Origin of the sequence: uncultured Gordonia sp. (assembly GCF_937858515.1) — a bacterium.
Lineage (GTDB): Bacteria > Actinomycetota > Actinomycetes > Mycobacteriales > Mycobacteriaceae > Gordonia.
The window spans coordinates 31,171-49,458 of sequence record NZ_CALLZT010000142.1; the positions used below are offsets into that span (position 1 = coordinate 31,171).

An 18,288-nucleotide genomic window follows, 5' to 3' on the forward strand; every position below is an offset into this window, starting at 1 on the left:
CCGCTCAGTCTGCCATCACGCAGTACTCGTACGTGACCGACTCCGCGACGGCTATAGGGTTCATGGAATGAGTGACGAGGATCGCGAGGTTGTTGACGAGGGCGGCACCGACATCGCTGGCGAGGTACGCGAGATCACGACCAGTGGCTGGCCCGAGGGCTATGTGTACGGTGCGACGCGGTATGCCGATGTGATCTTGCAGCAGGTGTTCGGCCGGCGGTGCAATGACCTGCAGGCGGCGTTGGCCAGCTTCCGCCCGACACTCGACGAACTGCGGTCGGGCGGCGGCGGGCGCACGGTCTTCGTCAAGCGGTTCGACGACTCGCTAGCCGCGAAGCTCGACAGCGGCCAAGTGGTGTGGGGCAAGCAGAACATCACCATCGAGAAGCATGTCGGCTTGGACGGCAAGGTTTTACGGACCATGAAGACGCGTGGCCACGAGATTGACATGTTCGGGCTGGGCAGCGTGGACGAGCCGCTTCCGGGCGTCGGCGTCGAGATGGAGTGGAATAACAAGGACCCGTTCTACGACCGCGATTTGATCAATTTCCAGGCCCTGCATCATGAGGGCGCAATCAGCGTCGGGGTCATTGTGACCCGAGGCCCGGGACTCCAGGAACTGATCGGCCCAACGGTGCGGAGCAAAGACAGCGGCTTCAAGTTCGGCCAGTCGACGACGCACTGGGACAAGTTGATCCCGAAGGTCAACCTGGGCGGCGGCGGCGAGTGCCCGCTGCTGTTGGTTGGCATCGAGCCCGGCAGGGTCGACGGTGTCGAGTTGGCTCAGGACGTCAAGGGCAAACTCGACGAGCTGGCAGTGGCAGAAGAGGTCGAGCGCGAGGCGAAAGTGTGGCGGAGCCAGGGTCGGACCTACGCGGAATGGCAGCGCGAACTCGGCGATCGGAAGCGGGTGATCTGGGATTTGATGCCTCCGGTCGCCGAGGACAGTGGGGCCTGACGGCAGGTCAGGCGGTGACAGCCGCCTTCTTCGTCGTCGTCCGCTTGGCGGGGGTCACCCGCTGGGCGCCATTGGGCACCTTCGCAGTGGAGACCCCGGCGTTGTTCTTACCGGTTCCGCCGTTCGCCTTTGGCCGGCCCCGGCCTCGTAGTGTCGCTCCGCCTTGTTCGAGCAGACCCCTGACCCGCTGGATAGAGTAGCCCGACTCCTGAGCGAGTTGGTCTATCGACGAGCCCGCTGCGTATTCGTCGACGAGGATGCGAGAGAGTCGGTCGGCGAGCCACGGGCTCAGTCGCTCGTTCGGTTCGAGCGCCGGGAAGGACTCGATCGCACCGCCGGAGTAACCCTTGTGGGCTTGCCCCTTCGGCTCCACCTCTTCGCTGGACTCGTTGCCCCATGCCGACCAGCCGGGCCGGGCGTAGCGGGCGAACATCTCCAGGTACGGACCGGGAGAGCAACTCTCGATCAAGTCGTACTGCTCGTCGGGCTTGCGGGAGTGCTCACGCTTGCGGGTCTCGATCATGTTGACCGTCGACCGGGCAGGTTGCAGGGTCCGCATGGAACCCTTGACACCGAACAGGATCGGCTCAGTGACGTTGCGGAAGTAGAAGCCGACCCCGCGGCCGTCCGGTCCGCCGTCCTTGCGGCGCTTGGCCCAGATGACATTGGAGACGTATCGGAAGCCCCACGCCTGCAAGACATCGATGCCTTCGAGCAGTAGAGCGTTGGGCACCCAGAGGTAGAGGTGGGCATCTTTGGCGGTGGCATCGGCGACGGGCAGGGCCTTGATTGCGTCGAGGTCCAACGTCCCGTAGCGATCGAGCCGTCGGTGCTCCGGGGCGACCTTGCCGGTGCGGTTGGCGAAGCGCCAGGGCGGATCGGCGAGGATGGTCTTGAAGCCCCCGTCAATGGTGGGGAGCGGTGCTATGTCAGAGGTCTGCGGCAGAGTGTCGATTGTCGGCGTCATAGGAAAGATCCTATCAGTAAAAGATCTAGTAGATGAGATTAGATCTTATGGCGTGTCTTCTCTTAGTTAGTTAGCGGCAGGATCGCCAGCGGGACCAGGGCGCCACACCGTCGGGCACGGGGCCGGGGCATTGGCGGCATCGCGGTGGGTCTTGAGCCAAGTTGAGGCCGCCGCGGTGGACACGCCGGCCGTTCGCGCAGGGCACGCACGGTGGCTGGTGTGGGCGTGCTGCGGGCAAGCTAAGACCCCGCGAGCGCTGGGCTCACGGGGTCTTAGCGGTCGAGGTCGACGGCTGCGACGATGGCCTCGGCCTGGGCGAGGACGTGGATCATGTCGCCGATCGGTTGCGTCGCCTCGAACTCGGCGTCGACCTCCTCGGGGGTCATGGCCTCGTCGTCATCCACCGGATCAGTAGATCGCAAGTGCGACAACGGCCGGGGGGGTCACGTCCCCGTCGTCGCGGTAGGGGAGGGGGAGCAACCCCCCGGCCCCGCCGTCTTTCCCCTCTTGGAAGTCGCGGGCGACCCGCTCCCGCCGCTGTCGCTCCACCTCGTCGGGCGGGACCAGCCCGGCGCGCCGCATGTACTCCGCGTGGGTGATCCGGCCCGCGGTGTAATCGCGGACGATGGGCCGCACGGACGGGTCGAGCTCGCGCCCGGCGGCACCGAGCACGCCATCGGCGAAATCCATGGCGGCTTGTACCTCCTCGTCGGTGCGGCGGCGGGTGTGCGGGAACGCCTCGTCGAGGGCGCGCTCGAAGTCGATGTCACCGGGCGATCCGGGCGGCGGGATCACGCCATCACCGGTGCCGGCCGACGCGGCGAGCATGTCGGCGATGGCTTCGAGCTGGTTGGCGATGTCGGCGGCGCGGGCGTCGTAGTCGGGGTCGCCACTGGTCATGCCGTGTCCTTATCTCTTGTCGTTACCACTGGGTCGGGCCACCCCACCACCCCGACCGTGGCCGGCGCGGAGCGCCTGCCACGGGTGCACCCGGCAGGGCGAGCGTGGAACCCACAGTTCAGGACACGTCGGCCACTGCGCCACGAGATCCTCGAACTGCGGTACCGGGTCGACCCATTCGGCGTCGTCGATGATGTCGGCGACGACCTGGTCGACGTCGATGCCCTCGCCGCGAGTGAGCCAGAGCAGGTCGAGCTGGTCGGGGTCGTCGTCGGACATAGATGGATCATCTCTCACGGGTCCGACATCACGTCAGAACGACCGGAAGATGTAGACACCGCTGCCGGGTGCGTCGACGGTGGTGTACTCGCCGGACAGCCGGAGATCCCGCGCGAATGCCGCGTGGTCGAAGTACAGGACCAGCGGACTGTCGTCGTCGACCCCCTCGAACATGCCGGAGTCCTCAACGTAGGAATAGGCGAAGTCGGTGAGGCTGTCCCACTCGCCCGCATAGGCGTCGACGAACCCGTCGACGTCGGGAGGGCCGTCGTTGATGTCGGCGATCGTGCACCACGCGAGGTACGCCGGCCGCAGGTGCTCGTCGACAGCGTCGATGGCGCGGCCCCACTCGGCGGCCTCGTGAGGGCTCATTTCCCCTGTGCCCCTTGGCATTCCGTCTGAATCCAAGCAATAGAGCTCGTCATCGTCGTCATAGGGCACGTCGGTGCCGGCGTGCAGCTCGGCGACGGTCACCTCGTCGGCGTCGATGGCGGGGACCCACTTGCCGATCAGGCGGGGAACGCCGTCGTGGGAGCCGTTGTATGCGGCGAGCGACCCGACCCACACGGCGGGTGGGTCGGTGTCGGTGCGTGCGGTCATGGTCGGTTCCTCTCCTCGACATGGGTGTCGAGGAGAGTCGGCCGGCGGCTGCGCCGACCGGATGAAAAGGCGACCCCGCACCGACGGGACGGTGCGGGGTCGGGAGGTCAGCGTCGGTAGCAGGTGTTTTCGAGGCTGTCTGCAAGTCCAAGAGCCACATTCGGTCGCAGGATCAGCACCTCGGCACCGTCAGCGGTCACGACGATCATGCCGTCGGGGTCAGTGGTGACATGGATCTGTTGTCCGGCTTGTGTTTTGAGCGTCGGATCTACGTCGGTCATGTCGATCACCCCTGCCCGCTGGCCGTGACGCCGACAAGCTCGGGCGCGGCTGGGCTGGCGATGACGATGACCTCATACATGGCCTCAATGCCCGCGTACCCATCGCCCTCACCCGTATAGGCGATCAACTCGTCGGCTGCCCAGTCAGCGGGGTGTTGGTACGGCCCGGGTGGCGGGACGGTCACGTCGAGGGTTCGGGTGAAGTGATCACCCGTGGCGTACGTCGTCTCGGCGCGGATGGTGATCGGGATGGTCATGGGTGGAGTCCTCCTCGGTGGGTCGAGGAGGACCCGGCGGCGGCTGCGCCGCCGGATCAGCGGCGACGGGGCGGCCGGGCGTGGACGTGCGGGACGACTCCGAACCTGTGGCGCGAACAGCGGGGCGGGTCGCGCTGGTCGTCGGCCCGTGGGCCGCCGCAGACGGCGCAGAGGCCGGCGGTGATCCGGTGCGCCTCAGCGCGCAGCTCGGGGACGCCGGGGTGGTCGTCGACGGTAGTGAGCCATCGGAGGCCACGGCCTTTCGGGCCGGCCTGCACGACCTCGTAAGGGCCGACGAGAGCGGTGATGTTGCGGTGCAGCTCGTTGGCGGTCGGGACCCAGCCGGCGGGCACGTGGACCACGCCGAAACGGACGTCACCGGGCGGTGCTGCGATCGGGGTGATCGTCGGGTCGAGGAGAGTCTGGCACGCTTCGGGGAATTGGTCGGCCCAGCACGAGCGGGTGCGGCGGAGGTTGCGGACCCATGCCTGTAGCGCGACGACGCGGTCGTCGCCGGGGTCGAGGGATTCGAGCTGTTTGGAGACGGTGTCCCACGGGTTGATGAGGTCGTCGGCGTTGTACTGGCGGGCTCTCGGGGCGGGGGTGTGTTCGAGGATGGCGGGGTCTCCTTCTAATGGGGCTCCAGTGCGCCGAATCGGCGGTCAGGATGAAGTTGACACAGAGTTGACACATTGACACGACCGCCAGGCAGAAGGCCCAGAAAGTGCCTCTGACGTTTATCGACAGGAAAGTTCAGGACCAGGTGAAACCCTCAATGCACTCGCCTTGAAAGCGAGCGTGCCTAAACAGCACCGGGGGTTCAAATCCCTCCGCTTCCGCAGGTCAGAAGGGGTTTTCGGATCGATCACCAGATCGGCGCGTCGGCACGTCCGCTACGGCATCGGGATCCTCGCCGAAGATGAGGTGCTCGTAGTGAGGGCAGCCGTCGGGGGCCTCGTCGGGGTGATGGTCGAGGATGTGCTCGAGTAGGTCGGCGGCGTCGCGTAGCTCGACGATCTTGGCCTCGAGCGCAGTGATGCGGGTGCGCAGGATCGCGTGCCACCGTCGGTTGTGTCCGGGGCCGGCGAGGACCTCGGCGATGTCGTCCAGGCTCAACAGGCCGGCGCCCTGCCAGTAGCGCACGATCGCCAGGTGGCGGATGGCGTGCGCGTTGTACCAGCGCCTTCCTGCGTGCCGTGAGGTGGGAGTCACCAGGTTGCGCTCGTCGTAGTAGCGGATGGTCGAACTGGGGATGCCGAGGCGCCGGGAGACCTCCTGGATCGGCACCAGTGTTTCGTCCGTAGGCGTGTCCGCGCTCGATCTACTCATGGGATGACAGGTTACGGCTTGTGTTCAAGTCGACTTGAAGGTACAGGCTGGGGCGGATTCCTCCCCTCACGGGATGCCGCTCATCCAAAGGATCACGACCGTGTCAGACAACACGCTGGACGACCTTCCGCTCGACGACGATGCCCGCCGCTTCATCGCCGCCCACCCCCACGCGGCGATCGTCACCGTGGGTGCCGACGGCCGTCCCAAGGTGGTGAAGATCGAAGTCGCGCTCCTCGACGGCCGTCTCACCAGTGCCGGCCACGCCGACAAGGTGCGCAGCAGGCGGCTGCGCACTGATCCGCGCTGCACGCTGTACTTCGCCGACGACGGGCACCGCTGGCTCACCCTCGAAGCGGATGCGACCCTCCTCGACGGCCCCGGCACACCGGAGCAACTCCTGCGCTACTTCCGGATCCGCGACGCCAAGCCGACCGGGCCGCTCGACTACCACAGCGACCGCAGCCACCACATCGGTCTCGACGACGACGCCTTCCGACAGGTTATGATCGACGAGCACGCGGTCCTCTACTGCTTCGCCGTCACCAAGTCGTACGGCAACGCCTGAGGCTCCGGCCGCGTTCAGTCCTGTTCGGCTCACCTTGAAAGCGAGCAGGTGTAAAAAGCCTCGCAGGTTCAAATCCTGTCGCTTCCGCACAGTTCAGGGGCCGTTTCCAGGTGATCTGGGAGCCGTCCCTGACTCATCTCCGGGCGGTGGGTCCGGTCTGTCGCCGATGGTGTCGAAACGAAGGGCAGAGATGAATCAGATTGCAGATCGCAGTGGGGCCGTGGCCATCGTCGGTGCGGGACCCGCCGGGCTCAGCGTCGCGCGCATGTTCCGCAAGTACGGTGTCGACTACGACCAGTTCGAGCGGCACAGCGGCGTCGGAGGTCTGTGGGACATCGACAACCCCGGAACGCCCATGTACGAGTCGGCGCACTTCATCTCGTCCCGGGATCTGTCCGGTTTCTACGACTATCCGATGCCGGCGTCGTTCGCCGACTACCCGACCCGCAGACAGATCCTCTCCTACACCAGGCAGTTCGCCGACGACTTCGGCCTCTTCGACGCGATCCGCCTCGGAAACGGTGTCACCCGCGTCGATGCCGACGGCGACAAGTGGTTGGTGACCACGTCCGACGGCACCACCGCGCGCTATCACGGTGTGGTCTGCGCATCGGGCACCAACTGGCATCCGCGAATACCGGTGCACCCGGGCCACTTCGACGGCGAGATCCGGCACGCCGTGACCTACCGGAGCGCCCGCGAGTTCGACGGCAAGCGCGTGCTCGTCGTCGGCCTGGGCAACTCCGCCGCCGACATCGGTTGCGACGCAGCGCAGTCGGCCGACGCCGCATTCATCTCCACCCGACGCGGCTACCACGTCATTCCCAAGCACCTGTTCGGAGTCCCGGTCGATCAGCTCGACGACGGTCCGGTGGCACTGCCCCGCTGGATCGAGCGCCCACTGATGACGGCACTGCTGCGGTTGCTCGTCGGTGACGTCACGCGGTGGGGGCTGCCGAAACCCGATCACAAGCTGTTCGAGTCGCACCCGCTCCTGAACAGTCAACTGCTGCACCACCTTCAGCACGGAGACATCACCGTGAAGCCGGAGGTCGAACGCTTCGACGGCACGGACGTGGTGTTCGTCGACGGTAGTCGCGAGCAGATCGATCTGGTGCTGTACGCGACGGGCTACGAGATGCGGATTCCGTACGTCGACGACACCTTGTTCGAGTGGAACGGCGACCGCCCCGCCCAGTATCTGACCGCATTCAACCGCCGTCATCGGAACCTGTTCACCCTCGGCTACATCGAGACCAACTCGAGTGCGTACACCCTGTTCGACAGTGTGTCGAACCTGATCGCCCAGTACCTGGCCGCGCAGGATTCGGATCCGGCACTGGCCGCCCGGTTCGACGATCTCATCGCCCACGACACACCTGATCTGAGTGGTGGCCTGTCCCTGGTCAGGTCCGATCGGCACCGAGGCTATATCGACTCGAAGACGATCCGGAAGACTATTGACCGCGTGGTTTCCGAAACCGGCTGTCGTCCACTCATTCCGGGATTCGCGGATTCGCTGCGCACTCGCCCGGCAACCACTGCGGGATAAGTCTCGTAGCCGGATCGGGAACTTCTCGGCCGCGAGTTCGGCGGCGTGATTGAATACGCCTGTGTACCGACTCGGGCTCCAGACCATTCGTTTCGCGGTCTGCGGTCTCGTGTTGCTGGTGATGTTCGCTGCCGCACCGGTGCACGCCGCACCCGGTGCACCGCGCATCGAGTCCGGCCCGCCGACCGACCACGCCTGCCTGCCGCTGGTGTTCGGAACCACCGGCGTCCTGGGTGTCGACGATCAGGCTCCGCCGCTGGCCGCCGTCACCGGGCAGGGTACGTGGGGTGCGCCCGCACCGGCCGCGCTGAAACTGCCGTCGCGAATTCTGCTCAAGGACACCCGGAACACGGTGTCCGCGAATCATGCGCTCGCCCTGCGCGGGGGGCGCCTGTTCGCGCGACGGGCGACACACGGTGTTCCCGACAAGGGTTCGATCTGGCGTGAGGTGAATCTGCCGGAGTGCCTGCGCGGCAAGCTCACCGGAATCTCCGCCGACCGGAATCTGCTGCTCGCCGTCGGCCCGGGCGGGCAGGTGTACAGCCACAGCATGCCGGGCGGCGACCTGAATCCCGGCCGGTGGACGTGGCGTTGGGGACCGTACCTCTGGATGGGTTCGGGGGCCCGGCTGCCGTCGGACCTGGTGCGGTTCGCCACTTCCGACCTGTCCAAGCCGGACACCTTCACCGACAGTGCCGGGCGGCGCCACCAGCCGATCGGTGTGGCCACCCTGTTTCTCCTGCTCGATCAGGGGCGCCGCATCACCTATCTCGATCCGTGGTTGCCGACGGACTCCAGCCGCGAGGTGTGCCTGCCGAACGCCGGCACATCGCAGTTGGCCGGTATGGATGCGACTGGTTCGACGCTGCTGGTCGCGACCAGGTCGGGGGAGCTCTTCACCCGGATGTACGACTTCGATCTGACCGGCGCCAATGCCGTTCTCGGCAAGTACACCTGGCGGACCGGCAGGCCCGCCGACCCGGCGTCGTGGCAGTTGCCGATCCCCGACTGGAAGCGCCAACCCACCCCGCCCGGCACGTTCACCGACCGGGTGGCGATCGTCTCGACCGGACTCGATGCCCGTGACCGCGAACTGCGCGTCGAAGGCCGCAATGCCGGCGGGCCCGGTGTGTGGGTGAAGCGTATCGCCGCCCCGCAGTGGCGGTTGGTCCGGACCGGCGGGGCTTTGCCCGGACGTCCGCTGCCGGCCTCATCGACCCCGATCACCCGCCCGGCCCGCCGCTACCTGGGCACTATGGGTGGTGCGACCGCCGAGATCGCCGCCTTCGACTGGGCGTGCACGCCCACCGAGGTTCGCGTCACTGTCGGCAGGGGCGCCGAGCTGACCTTGCTGCTGCACGCCTACGACGGCATGCGGCAGTCGCCGCGCCCTCGTGGCCTGACCGACGACCCGCGCGAATGCAATGCGGCACTGGAGGTTCCGAAGGCCACCTGGGATCGGCTCGATCAGGCGGACCCGAGGGTACGGGCGTGGGTCAGGGTGAACCTAACCGGACGATTCACCGTCAACCCGGTGTCGGTGACGGCCACCCGGCTCCGCTTCCGAGGTACCTGCTGGAATCTGACCCTGAACGGGAAACCCGCACGCCCCGACGATGTTTCGCAGTTCGACCTGGGCGAGACCGTTGAACACGGAATACGCAATAGACCTTGCTGATAGTTCTGGAATCCGGAACTGAGGGCAACGTTTGCGCAGGCGTCGACCGGACGATCAGACGGATTCGACGACGGTTGTCTGCGTGCCTTCCACGAGGATTGCCTGGTCGTCGTTGAGAAAGGTCAGCTGATGCCGGGGCGAATAGGTCTGATTGATCTTGACGAAGAGTTCCGGCGGGAAGAGGTCGACCTTGCTGTCTGCGTGGCGCACGATCGCCGTGTCGATGAAACCGAGACCGCGATAGTCGGTGAGATCCGGTGCACTTGCCGGATCGTCCATGAGTGACACGGGTTCGATGCTGGAACCGGCGATCACCGCTCCCGCGGACAGCCCGATATAGGGTAACGATGTCGAATTCCCTTCGCCGGCAAGGACTTTGTCGACGAGTACGTCGTCGAGTCCGTGCCGACGCAGATTGGCCAGCAGAACGAAGGTCTCGCCACCGCACACATACAGCGCGTCGAGCTCGTCGAGAATGGCGGCGAATTCGCCGGCGGAGTCGATGTCACCCGCGGTGATGGTGCGGGGCCGGTAGCCGAGTTCTTCGAGGCGGCCATGCTCGGTACCGGCGAAGTCCTCTCCGGCGAAGGGCAGCATCGCATCGTTGAGATAGCCGAGCCGGATGTCCGCCGGTGCTTTTCCGGTGTGCCGGTCAAGGAATCCCGGAAGCGCTCCCGCACCCCACGACAACAACAAGGCCTTCACGTGTCAGCTCCTGTCTTCGCATCCGACGCCCGGACCAGCCTACTCACCGGGCATCCGCTCGGTGCGATCCGCTGTCATTGCCGGGTGCCGTGTGACGACCTTTCACCTTCTGACGCAGCGGTATTCGACAAGGAATACACGAACAGGCAGGAGCCCTCCTGATCAGCAAGGGGCGAAACGGATTACGGACCGCTGAACCGGCTCCGGTATATGGTCGGCGTCGTCCCGTAGCGGGCGACGAAGTTCTGCCGAAAGGTCACGACACTGAGGAATCCGCACTCGGCCGCCACCCGGGCGATCGGCCACGTGGTGACCTCGAGCAGCCTTCGCGCTTCGTCGAGTCGTTGCATCCGCAACCAGCGCGCCGGGCTTAACCCGGTTATCTCACGGAAACGCCGGGAGAAGTTTCTCGGGCTCATCGCCGACCGCTCCGCCAATGCCTCGACGGTCAGCGGCTGATCGAGGTGCCCGAGCGCCCAAGAGATGGTGTCTCCGAGCGGACTGGCCTCGAGCGTGACGATCGGACGGTGAATGTACTGTGCCTGACCGCCATCCCGGTGCGGCGCGACCACCAGGAACCGGGCGATGTATGTCGCCACGTCGGATCCGAGTTCAGAGCGCACGATGTGCAGACTCGCATCGATCGCCGAAGCCGTTCCGGCGGAGGTCAAGACGTCGCCGTGATCGATGTACAGCGAGTCCGCATCGACCTGTACGTCCGGATAGCGCTGTGCCAGGAACTCCGCGGCGGCCCAGTGCGTGGTCGCCGACCATCCGTCGAGGATGCCGGCCGCGGCGACCGGGAACGCCCCCAAGCACAGTCCGGCGATCCGCGCCCCACGCCGATGAGCGCGGGTGATCACCTCGAGAAGCCCATCGCCGGGGTCGGGGAATGCCATCGGCCACGACGGAAAGACCAGGAGATCGGCGTCGTCGGCGGCCTCCGCGCCGGCCAGGTTGCCGAGGGACTGGCCTTCGCAGGTGGTCACCGGACCGTCCTCGGATGTCCATGCGTGCACCGACCAGCCGGCGTCCTGGATCTGCCGTGACACCTCGCCGAAGACGAGCAACGGTGCGGCGAGGTGGAACAGGGTGATCCCGGTGAAGGCGTGGACGGCGATACGCAACGATTCTGTCCTGAACTCATCGAAGGTGTGCAGATATGCCACTCACTGTAGGTGGCGTTCCCCGTCGAGACTGGTACCAAACGGCAACCGCGCTGCGGGGCGGGCAAGAGTTGTAGATGAGCAGGGGAGTTGTGGATGAGCAGGGCGACGATCACACACATCGGGGGACCGACGGTTCTCATCGAAGTCGGCGGGTGGCGGATTCTCACCGATCCGACCTTCGATCCGCCCGGTGAACACTGGAACTTCGGATGGGGCGCCACATCCCGCAAACTGGCGGGCCCGGCGATCGCACCCACCGACATCGGCCCGATCGACATCGTGCTGCTCAGTCACGACCATCACGGCGACAACCTCGACCACGCCGGACGGGAGATGCTGTCGCGCGCCGGAACGGTGGTGACGACGATTCCGGGGAAGCGACGGCTCGGCCATGGGGATACCGTCGGATTGGCACCCTGGGCAAGCGTTGAATCGGCGAAGTCGGGGGCGCCCACTCTTGAGATCGTCGCGACACCGGCCCGGCACGGACCACCCGGCAGCAGACCGATCGTCGGCGCGGTGATCGGTTTCGTCCTCCGCTGGAAGGGGCAGGAGAACGGGGTGCTGTGGATCTCCGGTGACACGGTTCTGTTCGACGGTGTGCGTGAGGTGGGGCGGCGTTTCACCGTCGGCACCGCCGTGATCCACCTGGGCGGTGTCCGGTTCCCGATCAGCGGGCCGTTGCGCTACACGATGACCGCCGAGGATGCCGTCCACCTCGGCCGGCAGCTGAATCCGCAGACCATCGTTCCTGTTCATTGCGAGGGGTGGAAGCACTTCCGGCAGGATCAGTCGGCGGCGCGTGACATCCTCGCAAGTTCAGAACTCGGTGGTTCGGTGCTGTGGTTGGAACCAGGTACGCCGACAGAGGTGACGGTCTGAGTGTGGGTTCTCGGCGAGAATCCGGTTGAGCCGGGCGGCCTGTTTGGTCAGGTGGAACATTTCGGCCTGATTGGTCGCGGCGCGTGCGGCCGTCGCGTACAACGTGGCCGCGGTGGCCAGGTCACCGGCGCGCTCGTGCAGGTGCGCGGCGACGGCGTCACGACGCGGGGTACCGGCTGCGACGCCCTCGAGTGCCTTCAGACCTGACTGCGGTCCGTCGGCCTCGCCGATCGCGACGGCCCGGTTGAGCAGGACCACCATTCCGCCGGAGAAACGCAGCAACTCGTCGTACCAGGACGCGATCTGGGGCCAGTCGGTTTCGCCGGCGTGCGCGGCGTCGTCGTGTAAGGCGGCGATCGCGGCCTGCGCCTGATATTCGCCGAGCCGGTCGCGCGCCAGCGTCCGCTGCAGGATGCCGACGCCCTCGGTGATCATCGCGGTGTCCCAGCGTGAGCGGTCCTGCTCGGCGAGCGGAACGATCTCACCGTCCGGCGTCAGGCGGGCTGCCCGTCGGGCATGATGCAGCAGCATCAGGGCAAGCAGTCCGGCAATCTCGGGATCGTCGCTGCCTGCGGCGAGCTGCCGGGTCAGCCGGATCGCCTCGACGGCCAGGTCGACCTCCCCGGTGTAACCCTCGTTGAAGATCAGATACAGCACGCGCAATACCGCGGTGACATCGCCGGGCTGATCGAACCGGGCCTCGCGCACCGTCCGCTTGGCTCGCGAGATCCGTTGGGCCATCGTTGATTCCGGAACCATGAAGGCATCGGCGATCTGCCGTGTGGTCAGCCCGCCGACCGAGCGCAGGGTCAGCGCTATCGCCGACGCCATACTCAGTGACGGGTGGCAGCAGCGGCTGAGCAGGAGCAGGGTGTCGTCATCGACCTCGGTCGGGCCCGATGCCGGCTCCTGCTGCAGCCGCTCCTCCCTGCGGTGGCGGGCGGCATCGGAGCGCTGGGCGTCGACGGACTTTCGGCCGGCGACGGTGACCAGCCACCCGAGCGGATCGTCGGGCTGCTGTTCGGGCCAGCGTCGTAGCGCTTCGATGGCCGCCTCCTGCACGGCATCCTCGGCCGCCGCCCGGTCGAGACCACGACGGACGAGGATGCCGACGACCTGCGGAATCAGGTAGGGGAGCACGTCGGTCATTCGGTGACCGTCGGGACGTGACCGTAGAACGGCCGGACCTCGATCCATTCGCAGATCGGGGTACCACCCGGGCCCGGTGCCGCCGACAGCCGGGCCGCCGCCTCGTAGGCGCGTTGCTGCGAGTCGACGTCGATCACCATCCAGCCCGCGATCAGGTCCTTGGTCTCCGCGAACGGGCCGTCGGTGACAGGTGGGCGTCCTTCACCGTCGTACCGCACGAAGGTGCCCTCCGGCGACAGTGCCTGCTCGTCGACGAACTCGCCGTTGGCCTTGAGTTCGTCGGCCACCTGGCCCATGAACGCGATGTGCGCCTCGACCTCGTCCGGTGTCCACTGATCCATCGGGACGAGGCCGCCGGGGGCGATTTCGTGGTCGCCGCGGTAGTGCTTGAGCAACAGGTACTTGGCCATGATGTTCTCCTTGGTCCGAGGCGGCCGGTGTGCCGCCGTCAACCCTAGGACGGAGCCGCCCGACGGTTCTCGACATCGGGTAGGCCGGCGGACCTACGACTGGTGGTCCCTGGGGCTCTGCGGGTGCGACAGACCAGACCAGAAGTCGTAGTTACCCTTGTGATTTCCGACGAGTGCCAAGGGTCTGCGCAAGACAGATATTGCTGTCAGTTCCGGATTCCGGCACTGACAGCAATATCTGGCGTAAGGCCGACATCCTCCGGAGACGAGCCCGGATCAGTTGGCCACTCGGCTGATCACCTCGTACCAGCTGTCGCTATTCCCGACGTAGTCGGTGAAGGCATCGACGTCATGGAGGCCGAGTAGCAGCCGGACTCGCCGAGGATCGGTTCGGCCCCGATCATCCTCGACAGCGAAGCGCCGTCGCAGTTCGGCATTGAGCTTGCGATGTCGCCCCGTCTCAAGGATTCGCCGGAGATCGGATGAGACCCGGTCACGTCGTTCGGCGCGTTCCACAGCGTAGGACGTCCGCCAAGGGCGAAAGCGGTCCGGGTGGAACTCGCGACCGAGTGCCCAGTGGACGTGGGAGACGGCGTGGGCGCCGATGAGGTCTTTCGTCATCAGCGCCGCGATGAAGGCGATCTGCTCGTGAAGTGGGGCCGCGCGCAGTTTCTCGTCGGCCGCGACTGTCCGGATCGCCCAATTGCACAGCGGCCCGACCTTGTCACGGGATCGGCGTTCCCACACCATCTCGTTCATATTCCGAGTTGCACGGCCTTCGTCGAAGTCGAGATGGATGTCGGCGTCGATGTCGGCGTTGAAGATCTGGCGTGCGGCGGAGAACGAATCCCGCTCGCGGGAACGGTTCTGCTTGTGGATTATCCGACGCTGTTCGCGGGCATACTTGCCCGTGGTGGAGGGCAGCACGGAGCGCTGAATGTCTTTGATTTTCTGGTCGTGGTTACGCACGACTGACTCCTTGGAGCCACCAGCGCCGAACAGGCTTGTTCGGCTGGCGTTCTGGGGCTAACACAATCGCTTTGGCATTGCCAACCTCCTTCTGAAGAATCTCGGTACGAGCAGTCTGCTGAATGTGCCTGTGCGGCGCAACTGAATTTCAATCACGAGGTGTTCAGCGGGGTGCGGGCCGTGATGATGCAGAAGCCCGCTTCGTACAGGCGAACTGGGGCTTCTCACCGGCCGTCAGTTCATCGGTGAACCACTCGTGTGTTGTCATCGGAAGACGATGTTGTCGGCGATGCCGACCGGCCGGTTCCAGGTGAATCGTTCTGTCAGGTCGCGCTACTCGTCTGGAGTATTCTGTTCATCCCCTCGGGCTCGATCGAACAGTTGGTGGAGCAGGATGTCCGATACCCAGGTTGTCCAGTCCGCGGCCGACCACCCCGCGTGGAGCACCAGTGCGGCATAGGATTCAGGTCCGATCAGGAAGTCCAAGATGTCGGCGGCTCGCTCGGACGTGAGCCCCGAACGGAGTGGTTGGCGTGCACGCAACTCCTCGGCGAGCCGCTCCATACCGTCACGGCGGAGCCGCTGTGATGCGCGATAGATGTCGCCCTGCGGTTCCTTCGCCAGGGTCGCAAAGATCGGCAGCGTAGGCGCGATCCGCGCGTTCAGGGATGCCGTACCGGCGACGACGGCGGCTAGGAGCGTGCCGGCCTCCGGGTGCGCGAGGGCGTGGAGATACCAGGACTGACGCTCCGGCGGCAGGCCTTCGTCGCCGAGAACGGTCCATTCATGCACCGCCTGAAGCACTTGATTCTTGGTGCGGAACTGGAAATAGACCGTCTGCACCGAGACTCCCGCGGCCGTACCGATCGCCTCCATCGTGGTCGCACGGAAGCCGTGTGCGCAGAAGAGGTCGTAGGCAGCGCGGACGATGCGCGCGCGCGTCTCGGTGGAACGCTGCTCCATCTTGTTTGCAGATGCCTTGACCTCGCGCACCGGCCCATCGTAGCGTTAGTGGTAACCACTAAAGGTTGACTCCAATACTTACCCTCGACGGGAGGCGTAATGACCACCCAACCCGCACACGTACCGACGGATACACCGCTCTCGTCGAGTCCACGCGCATCGAGCCGCGCACTCGTCCTCCTCGCTCTGCTCGGCGCCCTGCTGCAAACGCTCGGCGGGGTGTTGGAGACGTTGGACAGGGTGGAGGCAGGGAGTCCCGGGTTCGGCTTCCGGACAGTCCTGATCGGCCTCGCCTATCTCTGCCTGCTCGGCGCGGTGATCGAACTCCGGCGCAGTACGACGGCGGGACGCGGCCGTGTTGTGCGCGTCGCCCTCATGGTCGCCGGCGCGGGCTGGGTGCTGTCAGCCGTAGCGCAGCTGGTCCTGAACATCGACTCCGACGTCGCCGAGAAGGCGCTGTTCCCGATCGCAACCATCGCCATCGGTGCCGGAATGCTGGTCGTTGGCATCGATGTACTCCGTGCCCGGAGGTGGTCAGCCTGGCGGCGGTGGGTTCCGCTTGTTTGCGGGGTGTACCCGTTTGTCGCGATTTTTCCGAGCTTCGCCGCAGCCGGACAACCAAACTTTCCGGTCCTCACAGGATGGGGCCTGTGCTGGCTGTTCTTGGCCGTGGCGCTGTGGCCGCGAGAACAGAATTGAGCGCTCGTGTGTTCATCTGAGTATTCGGTTGTCACTGTTCTTATCAGCCATAGCCCACGCCGGTTGGGCGGATTCCGCCGAGCACGCATCGGCCGGTATCCCAGGCAATCGGGCCGGTGTCATTCGCGGCAACGCCGGGGGCGCTCGGGGTTACCGAGTTTCGGTCGAATCCGGCTCCACCCCGAAGAGTTCGCGGAGAACGGCACCGGTTACCCATTCGGCGTAATCCTCACGGCTCCAGCCGTATTCGCTGATCAGCAGCTGGTACTGCTGCGGTCCGGTCAGTGCCAGGAGGATGTCGCGGGCATGAGTGAGCGAAAGGCCGGCGCGGAGTGGCTGTTTGGCGACCAGCATCTCGATGAGTTTCTGGTTGCCGTCGATGCGCAGCTTCTCGTTGAAGTCGTACGTCGCCCGGGCATCCTCGTCGGAGCGCACCACCCAGACGAGCGGCGCCGCTCGCTCGAGGATCGGCACTGTGCCCGCGACCAGATGCCCCACCGCGTCGTGGACGTTGTCCGCGGTCTCGACCGCCTGCCACCACTGCGACTCGTGTGGGTGCGGTCCGTCGTCGCGGACCGCCCACTCGTAGGTGGCCTGGAGCAGGTCGGACTTGGTGCGGAACGTGTAGTAGAGGGTCTGGACGGCGACTCCGGCCTCCGTTGCTACGGCCTCCATCGTTGTCCCGCCGTACCCGCGTTCGCTGAACACCCGGCACGCAGCCGACATCATCCGTCGACGCGTCGCCGCGGCCTTCTCCTTGCGGGACGGGGACATGGAGTGGACTCTAGACCCACCAATTGACTAGTGACTATCACTAGTGTATCTCTCTAGTCAGGTCAACGGGATTTGATAGCGAGGAACCGACCATGAGTGATACGACTGCGTGCCAGAAGCGACACTCAGTCCCCACACGTGGCCTTGGGCTGGCCTGCGCAGCCTCCGGCGTGATCGGGACGGCACTGGCTCTCCTCATGGGGGTCCACGTCGGTGACGTCCCCGAGACGCAGTGGAGCTATCCCCACACGCGGGGGGTCTTCGTCGTGGAGGCGGTCCTGCTGGCCCTCATGCACCTGATGCAGGGCGCCGGCTTCGTCGGAGCCCTGCGCCTGGGCGCGCCTGGCAACAGCAGGCCGGGGCGGGTCGGTCTGTGGGTCGCCCTTCTCGGACTCGTAGGTCTCGCTGTGGCGGAGGTCTGGAGCGGACTCATCGCCGACGAGGCCGACGACTCATCCGTGGCCGCGACTGTCAGCGGTCTTTTCGGGATCTCGTCCATCGTGTTCGCGCTCGGCGCGATCGTGGGCGGGGTCGCCGTTTTGCGCGCCGGCGTATGGCAGGGCCCGTGGCGGTGGGTCGTTTTCGCCACTGGCCTGGTGATCGTTGCGCTGGTCACACCGGCGAACATCTCCGGCGACCCCGGCCTCCGTCAGGTCGCCCTACTCATCTGGAGCGTTCTGTTCATCCCCCTCGGGCTCGATGTCGCCAAGGGTCTGCACCGGCGCTGACGTGCAACGCATCTCGGCTGCGTGGGATACCCCCGTCGCCGCGATATGACGGCCGATAACGAAGCCGGCACGAACTTCGCATAGACCTTGCTGATGGCTCCGAAATCCGGAGCCATCAGCAAGGTTTGTGCAGGTGCCGGCCGGAAGGCCGGTACGTGCGATCAGATCCCGGTGAGCTCGATGTCGCGGGTCTCGGGTGAGAGGATCAGCGCCACCAGGGTGATGGCCGCGGCGACAGCCAGGTAGTCGCCGACGGCACCGACACCGTGGCTCGACGCCAGTGCGGTCGCGGCGTAGTTTCTCGTTGAAGTCGTACGTCGCCCGGGCATCCTGGTCGGAGCGCACCACCCAGACGAGCGGCGCCGCTCGCTCGAGGATCGGCACTGTGCCCGCGACCAGATGCCCCACCGCGTCGTGGACGTTGTCCGCGGTCTCGACCGCCTGCCACCACTGCGACTCGTGTGGGTGCGG

At 66.0% G+C, this 18,288-nt stretch carries 24 protein-coding genes and 1 tRNA gene; 8 read left to right on the forward strand and 17 right to left on the reverse strand.

All coding sequences use genetic code 11. The annotated features are described in order from the left end of the window. The first annotated feature begins 67 nt into the window (after positions 1-67). Positions 68-958, forward strand: a complete 891-nt coding sequence (locus Q0627_RS13285; protein ID WP_298810561.1) for a BglII/BstYI family type II restriction endonuclease — start codon at positions 68-70, stop codon at positions 956-958. 7 nt (positions 959-965) lie between these two features. Here Q0627_RS13285 and Q0627_RS13290 read toward each other — a convergent pair whose 3' ends face one another. The 8 genes from Q0627_RS13290 to Q0627_RS13325 all read right to left on the reverse strand — a co-directional run bounded on the left by Q0627_RS13290 (position 966) and on the right by Q0627_RS13325 (position 4,604). Further along, positions 966-1,925: an MT-A70 family methyltransferase gene (locus Q0627_RS13290; protein WP_298810564.1), complete on the reverse strand. Its 960-nt coding sequence runs from the start codon at positions 1,923-1,925 to the stop codon at positions 966-968. A gap of 272 nt (positions 1,926-2,197) precedes the next feature. After that, complete coding sequence (locus tag Q0627_RS13295) at positions 2,198-2,329, reverse strand: hypothetical protein (protein WP_298810567.1); 132 nt, start codon at positions 2,327-2,329, stop codon at positions 2,198-2,200. 4 nt (positions 2,330-2,333) lie between these two features. Then, a complete protein-coding gene (locus Q0627_RS13300) occupies positions 2,334-2,825 on the reverse strand; it encodes a hypothetical protein (RefSeq protein WP_298810570.1) in 492 nt (163 codons plus the stop codon). Positions 2,826-2,834: 9 nt separating this feature from the next. After that, entirely contained in the window at positions 2,835-3,104 is a 270-nt protein-coding gene (locus Q0627_RS13305) for a hypothetical protein (RefSeq protein ID WP_298810573.1), read from the reverse strand. Positions 3,105-3,137: 33 nt separating this feature from the next. Then, entirely contained in the window at positions 3,138-3,704 is a 567-nt protein-coding gene (locus Q0627_RS13310) for an antirestriction protein ArdA (RefSeq protein ID WP_298810575.1), read from the reverse strand. A 107-nt stretch (positions 3,705-3,811) separates the two neighbouring features. Next, positions 3,812-3,994, reverse strand: coding sequence for a hypothetical protein (locus Q0627_RS13315; RefSeq protein WP_298810578.1), 183 nt, complete (start codon positions 3,992-3,994; stop codon positions 3,812-3,814). Next, positions 3,991-4,242: a hypothetical protein gene (locus tag Q0627_RS13320; RefSeq protein ID WP_298810581.1), complete on the reverse strand. Its 252-nt coding sequence runs from the start codon at positions 4,240-4,242 to the stop codon at positions 3,991-3,993. The genes Q0627_RS13315 and Q0627_RS13320 overlap by 4 nt, the downstream gene beginning before the upstream one ends. A 56-nt stretch (positions 4,243-4,298) precedes the next feature. Next, on the reverse strand, positions 4,299-4,604 hold the full coding sequence (locus tag Q0627_RS13325; protein ID WP_298810584.1) for a hypothetical protein: 306 nt from the start codon (positions 4,602-4,604) through the stop codon (positions 4,299-4,301). 384 nt (positions 4,605-4,988) lie between these two features. Here Q0627_RS13325 and Q0627_RS13330 point away from each other — a divergent pair. Further along, positions 4,989-5,081 (forward strand) — tRNA-Ser (locus Q0627_RS13330). Between the two features lie 4 nt (positions 5,082-5,085). Here Q0627_RS13330 and Q0627_RS13335 read toward each other — a convergent pair. Beyond that, complete coding sequence (locus tag Q0627_RS13335; protein ID WP_298810587.1) at positions 5,086-5,571, reverse strand: MerR family transcriptional regulator; 486 nt, start codon at positions 5,569-5,571, stop codon at positions 5,086-5,088. 100 nt (positions 5,572-5,671) lie between these two features. Here Q0627_RS13335 and Q0627_RS13340 point away from each other — a divergent pair, with 100 nt between their 5' ends. The 3 genes from Q0627_RS13340 to Q0627_RS13350 all read left to right on the forward strand — a co-directional run bounded on the left by Q0627_RS13340 (position 5,672) and on the right by Q0627_RS13350 (position 9,369). After that, positions 5,672-6,139: a pyridoxamine 5'-phosphate oxidase family protein gene (locus tag Q0627_RS13340; RefSeq protein WP_298810590.1), complete on the forward strand. Its 468-nt coding sequence runs from the start codon at positions 5,672-5,674 to the stop codon at positions 6,137-6,139. A gap of 190 nt (positions 6,140-6,329) precedes the next feature. Then, complete coding sequence (locus Q0627_RS13345; RefSeq protein WP_298810592.1) at positions 6,330-7,691, forward strand: NAD(P)/FAD-dependent oxidoreductase; 1,362 nt, start codon at positions 6,330-6,332, stop codon at positions 7,689-7,691. A 118-nt stretch (positions 7,692-7,809) separates the two neighbouring features. Next, positions 7,810-9,369 carry a hypothetical protein gene (locus Q0627_RS13350; protein ID WP_298810595.1) on the forward strand — a complete coding sequence of 520 codons (1,560 nt, stop codon included), beginning with the start codon at positions 7,810-7,812 and terminating at the stop codon, positions 9,367-9,369. Positions 9,370-9,423: 54 nt separating this feature from the next. Here Q0627_RS13350 and Q0627_RS13355 read toward each other — a convergent pair whose 3' ends face one another. Next, positions 9,424-10,074: a Type 1 glutamine amidotransferase-like domain-containing protein gene (locus Q0627_RS13355; protein ID WP_291013823.1), complete on the reverse strand. Its 651-nt coding sequence runs from the start codon at positions 10,072-10,074 to the stop codon at positions 9,424-9,426. A 182-nt stretch (positions 10,075-10,256) separates the two neighbouring features. Then, positions 10,257-11,243 carry a helix-turn-helix domain-containing protein gene (locus tag Q0627_RS13360; protein WP_324383564.1) on the reverse strand — a complete coding sequence of 329 codons (987 nt, stop codon included), beginning with the start codon at positions 11,241-11,243 and terminating at the stop codon, positions 10,257-10,259. Between the two features lie 93 nt (positions 11,244-11,336). On the opposite strand from Q0627_RS13360, the gene Q0627_RS13365 reads away from it, so the two are divergent. Next, the gene (locus Q0627_RS13365; protein ID WP_291013820.1) at positions 11,337-12,125 is read left to right on the forward strand and encodes an MBL fold metallo-hydrolase; all 789 of its coding nucleotides are present in this window, start codon (positions 11,337-11,339) and stop codon (positions 12,123-12,125) included. Here Q0627_RS13365 and Q0627_RS13370 read toward each other — a convergent pair. From Q0627_RS13370 to Q0627_RS13385, 4 genes are all read right to left on the reverse strand, one after another. Continuing rightward, a complete protein-coding gene (locus Q0627_RS13370) occupies positions 12,063-13,274 on the reverse strand; it encodes an RNA polymerase sigma factor (protein ID WP_298810599.1) in 1,212 nt (403 codons plus the stop codon). The two genes, Q0627_RS13365 and Q0627_RS13370, sit on opposite strands and share 63 nt — an antisense overlap. Continuing rightward, positions 13,271-13,684 (reverse strand): YciI family protein, encoded by a 414-nt coding sequence (locus Q0627_RS13375; RefSeq protein ID WP_298810601.1) that lies wholly within the window; start codon positions 13,682-13,684, stop codon positions 13,271-13,273. The genes Q0627_RS13370 and Q0627_RS13375 overlap by 4 nt, the downstream gene beginning before the upstream one ends. 276 nt (positions 13,685-13,960) lie before the next feature. Further along, a complete protein-coding gene (locus Q0627_RS13380) occupies positions 13,961-14,653 on the reverse strand; it encodes a hypothetical protein (RefSeq protein ID WP_298810603.1) in 693 nt (230 codons plus the stop codon). Positions 14,654-14,986: 333 nt separating this feature from the next. Beyond that, a complete protein-coding gene (locus Q0627_RS13385) occupies positions 14,987-15,646 on the reverse strand; it encodes a TetR/AcrR family transcriptional regulator (RefSeq protein ID WP_298810604.1) in 660 nt (219 codons plus the stop codon). 69 nt (positions 15,647-15,715) lie between these two features. On the opposite strand from Q0627_RS13385, the gene Q0627_RS13390 reads away from it, so the two are divergent. Further along, the gene (locus Q0627_RS13390) at positions 15,716-16,315 is read left to right on the forward strand and encodes a hypothetical protein (RefSeq protein ID WP_291015251.1); all 600 of its coding nucleotides are present in this window, start codon (positions 15,716-15,718) and stop codon (positions 16,313-16,315) included. Positions 16,316-16,465: 150 nt separating this feature from the next. Here the strand turns inward: Q0627_RS13390 and Q0627_RS13395 are convergent, their stop codons facing one another. Further along, on the reverse strand, positions 16,466-17,089 hold the full coding sequence (locus Q0627_RS13395) for a TetR/AcrR family transcriptional regulator (protein ID WP_298810605.1): 624 nt from the start codon (positions 17,087-17,089) through the stop codon (positions 16,466-16,468). A gap of 92 nt (positions 17,090-17,181) precedes the next feature. Here Q0627_RS13395 and Q0627_RS13400 point away from each other — a divergent pair, with 92 nt between their 5' ends. After that, positions 17,182-17,817 (forward strand): hypothetical protein, encoded by a 636-nt coding sequence (locus tag Q0627_RS13400; protein WP_291015256.1) that lies wholly within the window; start codon positions 17,182-17,184, stop codon positions 17,815-17,817. A gap of 161 nt (positions 17,818-17,978) precedes the next feature. On the opposite strand, the gene Q0627_RS13405 is transcribed toward Q0627_RS13400, so the two are convergent. Further along, complete coding sequence (locus Q0627_RS13405) at positions 17,979-18,146, reverse strand: hypothetical protein (protein WP_291015258.1); 168 nt, start codon at positions 18,144-18,146, stop codon at positions 17,979-17,981. Positions 18,147-18,288: the final 142 nt, after the last annotated feature.

What these genes read in the sequence shown, in the direction of transcription:
- Q0627_RS13290 (WP_298810564.1), bottom strand. Translation starts at nt 1,925, where the DNA reads ATGACGCCGACAATCGACACTCTGCCGCAGACCTCTGACATAGCACCG.
- Q0627_RS13305 (WP_298810573.1), bottom strand. Translation starts at nt 3,104, where the DNA reads ATGTCCGACGACGACCCCGACCAGCTCGACCTGCTCTGGCTCACTCGC.
- Q0627_RS13335 (WP_298810587.1), bottom strand. Translation starts at nt 5,571, where the DNA reads ATGAGTAGATCGAGCGCGGACACGCCTACGGACGAAACACTGGTGCCG.
- Q0627_RS13320 (WP_298810581.1), bottom strand. Translation starts at nt 4,242, where the DNA reads ATGACCATCCCGATCACCATCCGCGCCGAGACGACGTACGCCACGGGT.
- Q0627_RS13345 (WP_298810592.1), top strand. Translation starts at nt 6,330, where the DNA reads ATGAATCAGATTGCAGATCGCAGTGGGGCCGTGGCCATCGTCGGTGCG.
- Q0627_RS13375 (WP_298810601.1), bottom strand. Translation starts at nt 13,684, where the DNA reads ATGGCCAAGTACCTGTTGCTCAAGCACTACCGCGGCGACCACGAAATC.
- Q0627_RS13400 (WP_291015256.1), top strand. Translation starts at nt 17,182, where the DNA reads ATGAGTGATACGACTGCGTGCCAGAAGCGACACTCAGTCCCCACACGT.
- Q0627_RS13395 (WP_298810605.1), bottom strand. Translation starts at nt 17,089, where the DNA reads ATGTCCCCGTCCCGCAAGGAGAAGGCCGCGGCGACGCGTCGACGGATG.
- Q0627_RS13390 (WP_291015251.1), top strand. Translation starts at nt 15,716, where the DNA reads ATGACCACCCAACCCGCACACGTACCGACGGATACACCGCTCTCGTCG.
- Q0627_RS13365 (WP_291013820.1), top strand. Translation starts at nt 11,337, where the DNA reads ATGAGCAGGGCGACGATCACACACATCGGGGGACCGACGGTTCTCATC.
- Q0627_RS13300 (WP_298810570.1), bottom strand. Translation starts at nt 2,825, where the DNA reads ATGACCAGTGGCGACCCCGACTACGACGCCCGCGCCGCCGACATCGCC.
- Q0627_RS13310 (WP_298810575.1), bottom strand. Translation starts at nt 3,704, where the DNA reads ATGACCGCACGCACCGACACCGACCCACCCGCCGTGTGGGTCGGGTCG.
- Q0627_RS13370 (WP_298810599.1), bottom strand. Translation starts at nt 13,274, where the DNA reads ATGACCGACGTGCTCCCCTACCTGATTCCGCAGGTCGTCGGCATCCTC.
- Q0627_RS13285 (WP_298810561.1), top strand. Translation starts at nt 68, where the DNA reads ATGAGTGACGAGGATCGCGAGGTTGTTGACGAGGGCGGCACCGACATC.
- Q0627_RS13405 (WP_291015258.1), bottom strand. Translation starts at nt 18,146, where the DNA reads ATGCCCGGGCGACGTACGACTTCAACGAGAAACTACGCCGCGACCGCA.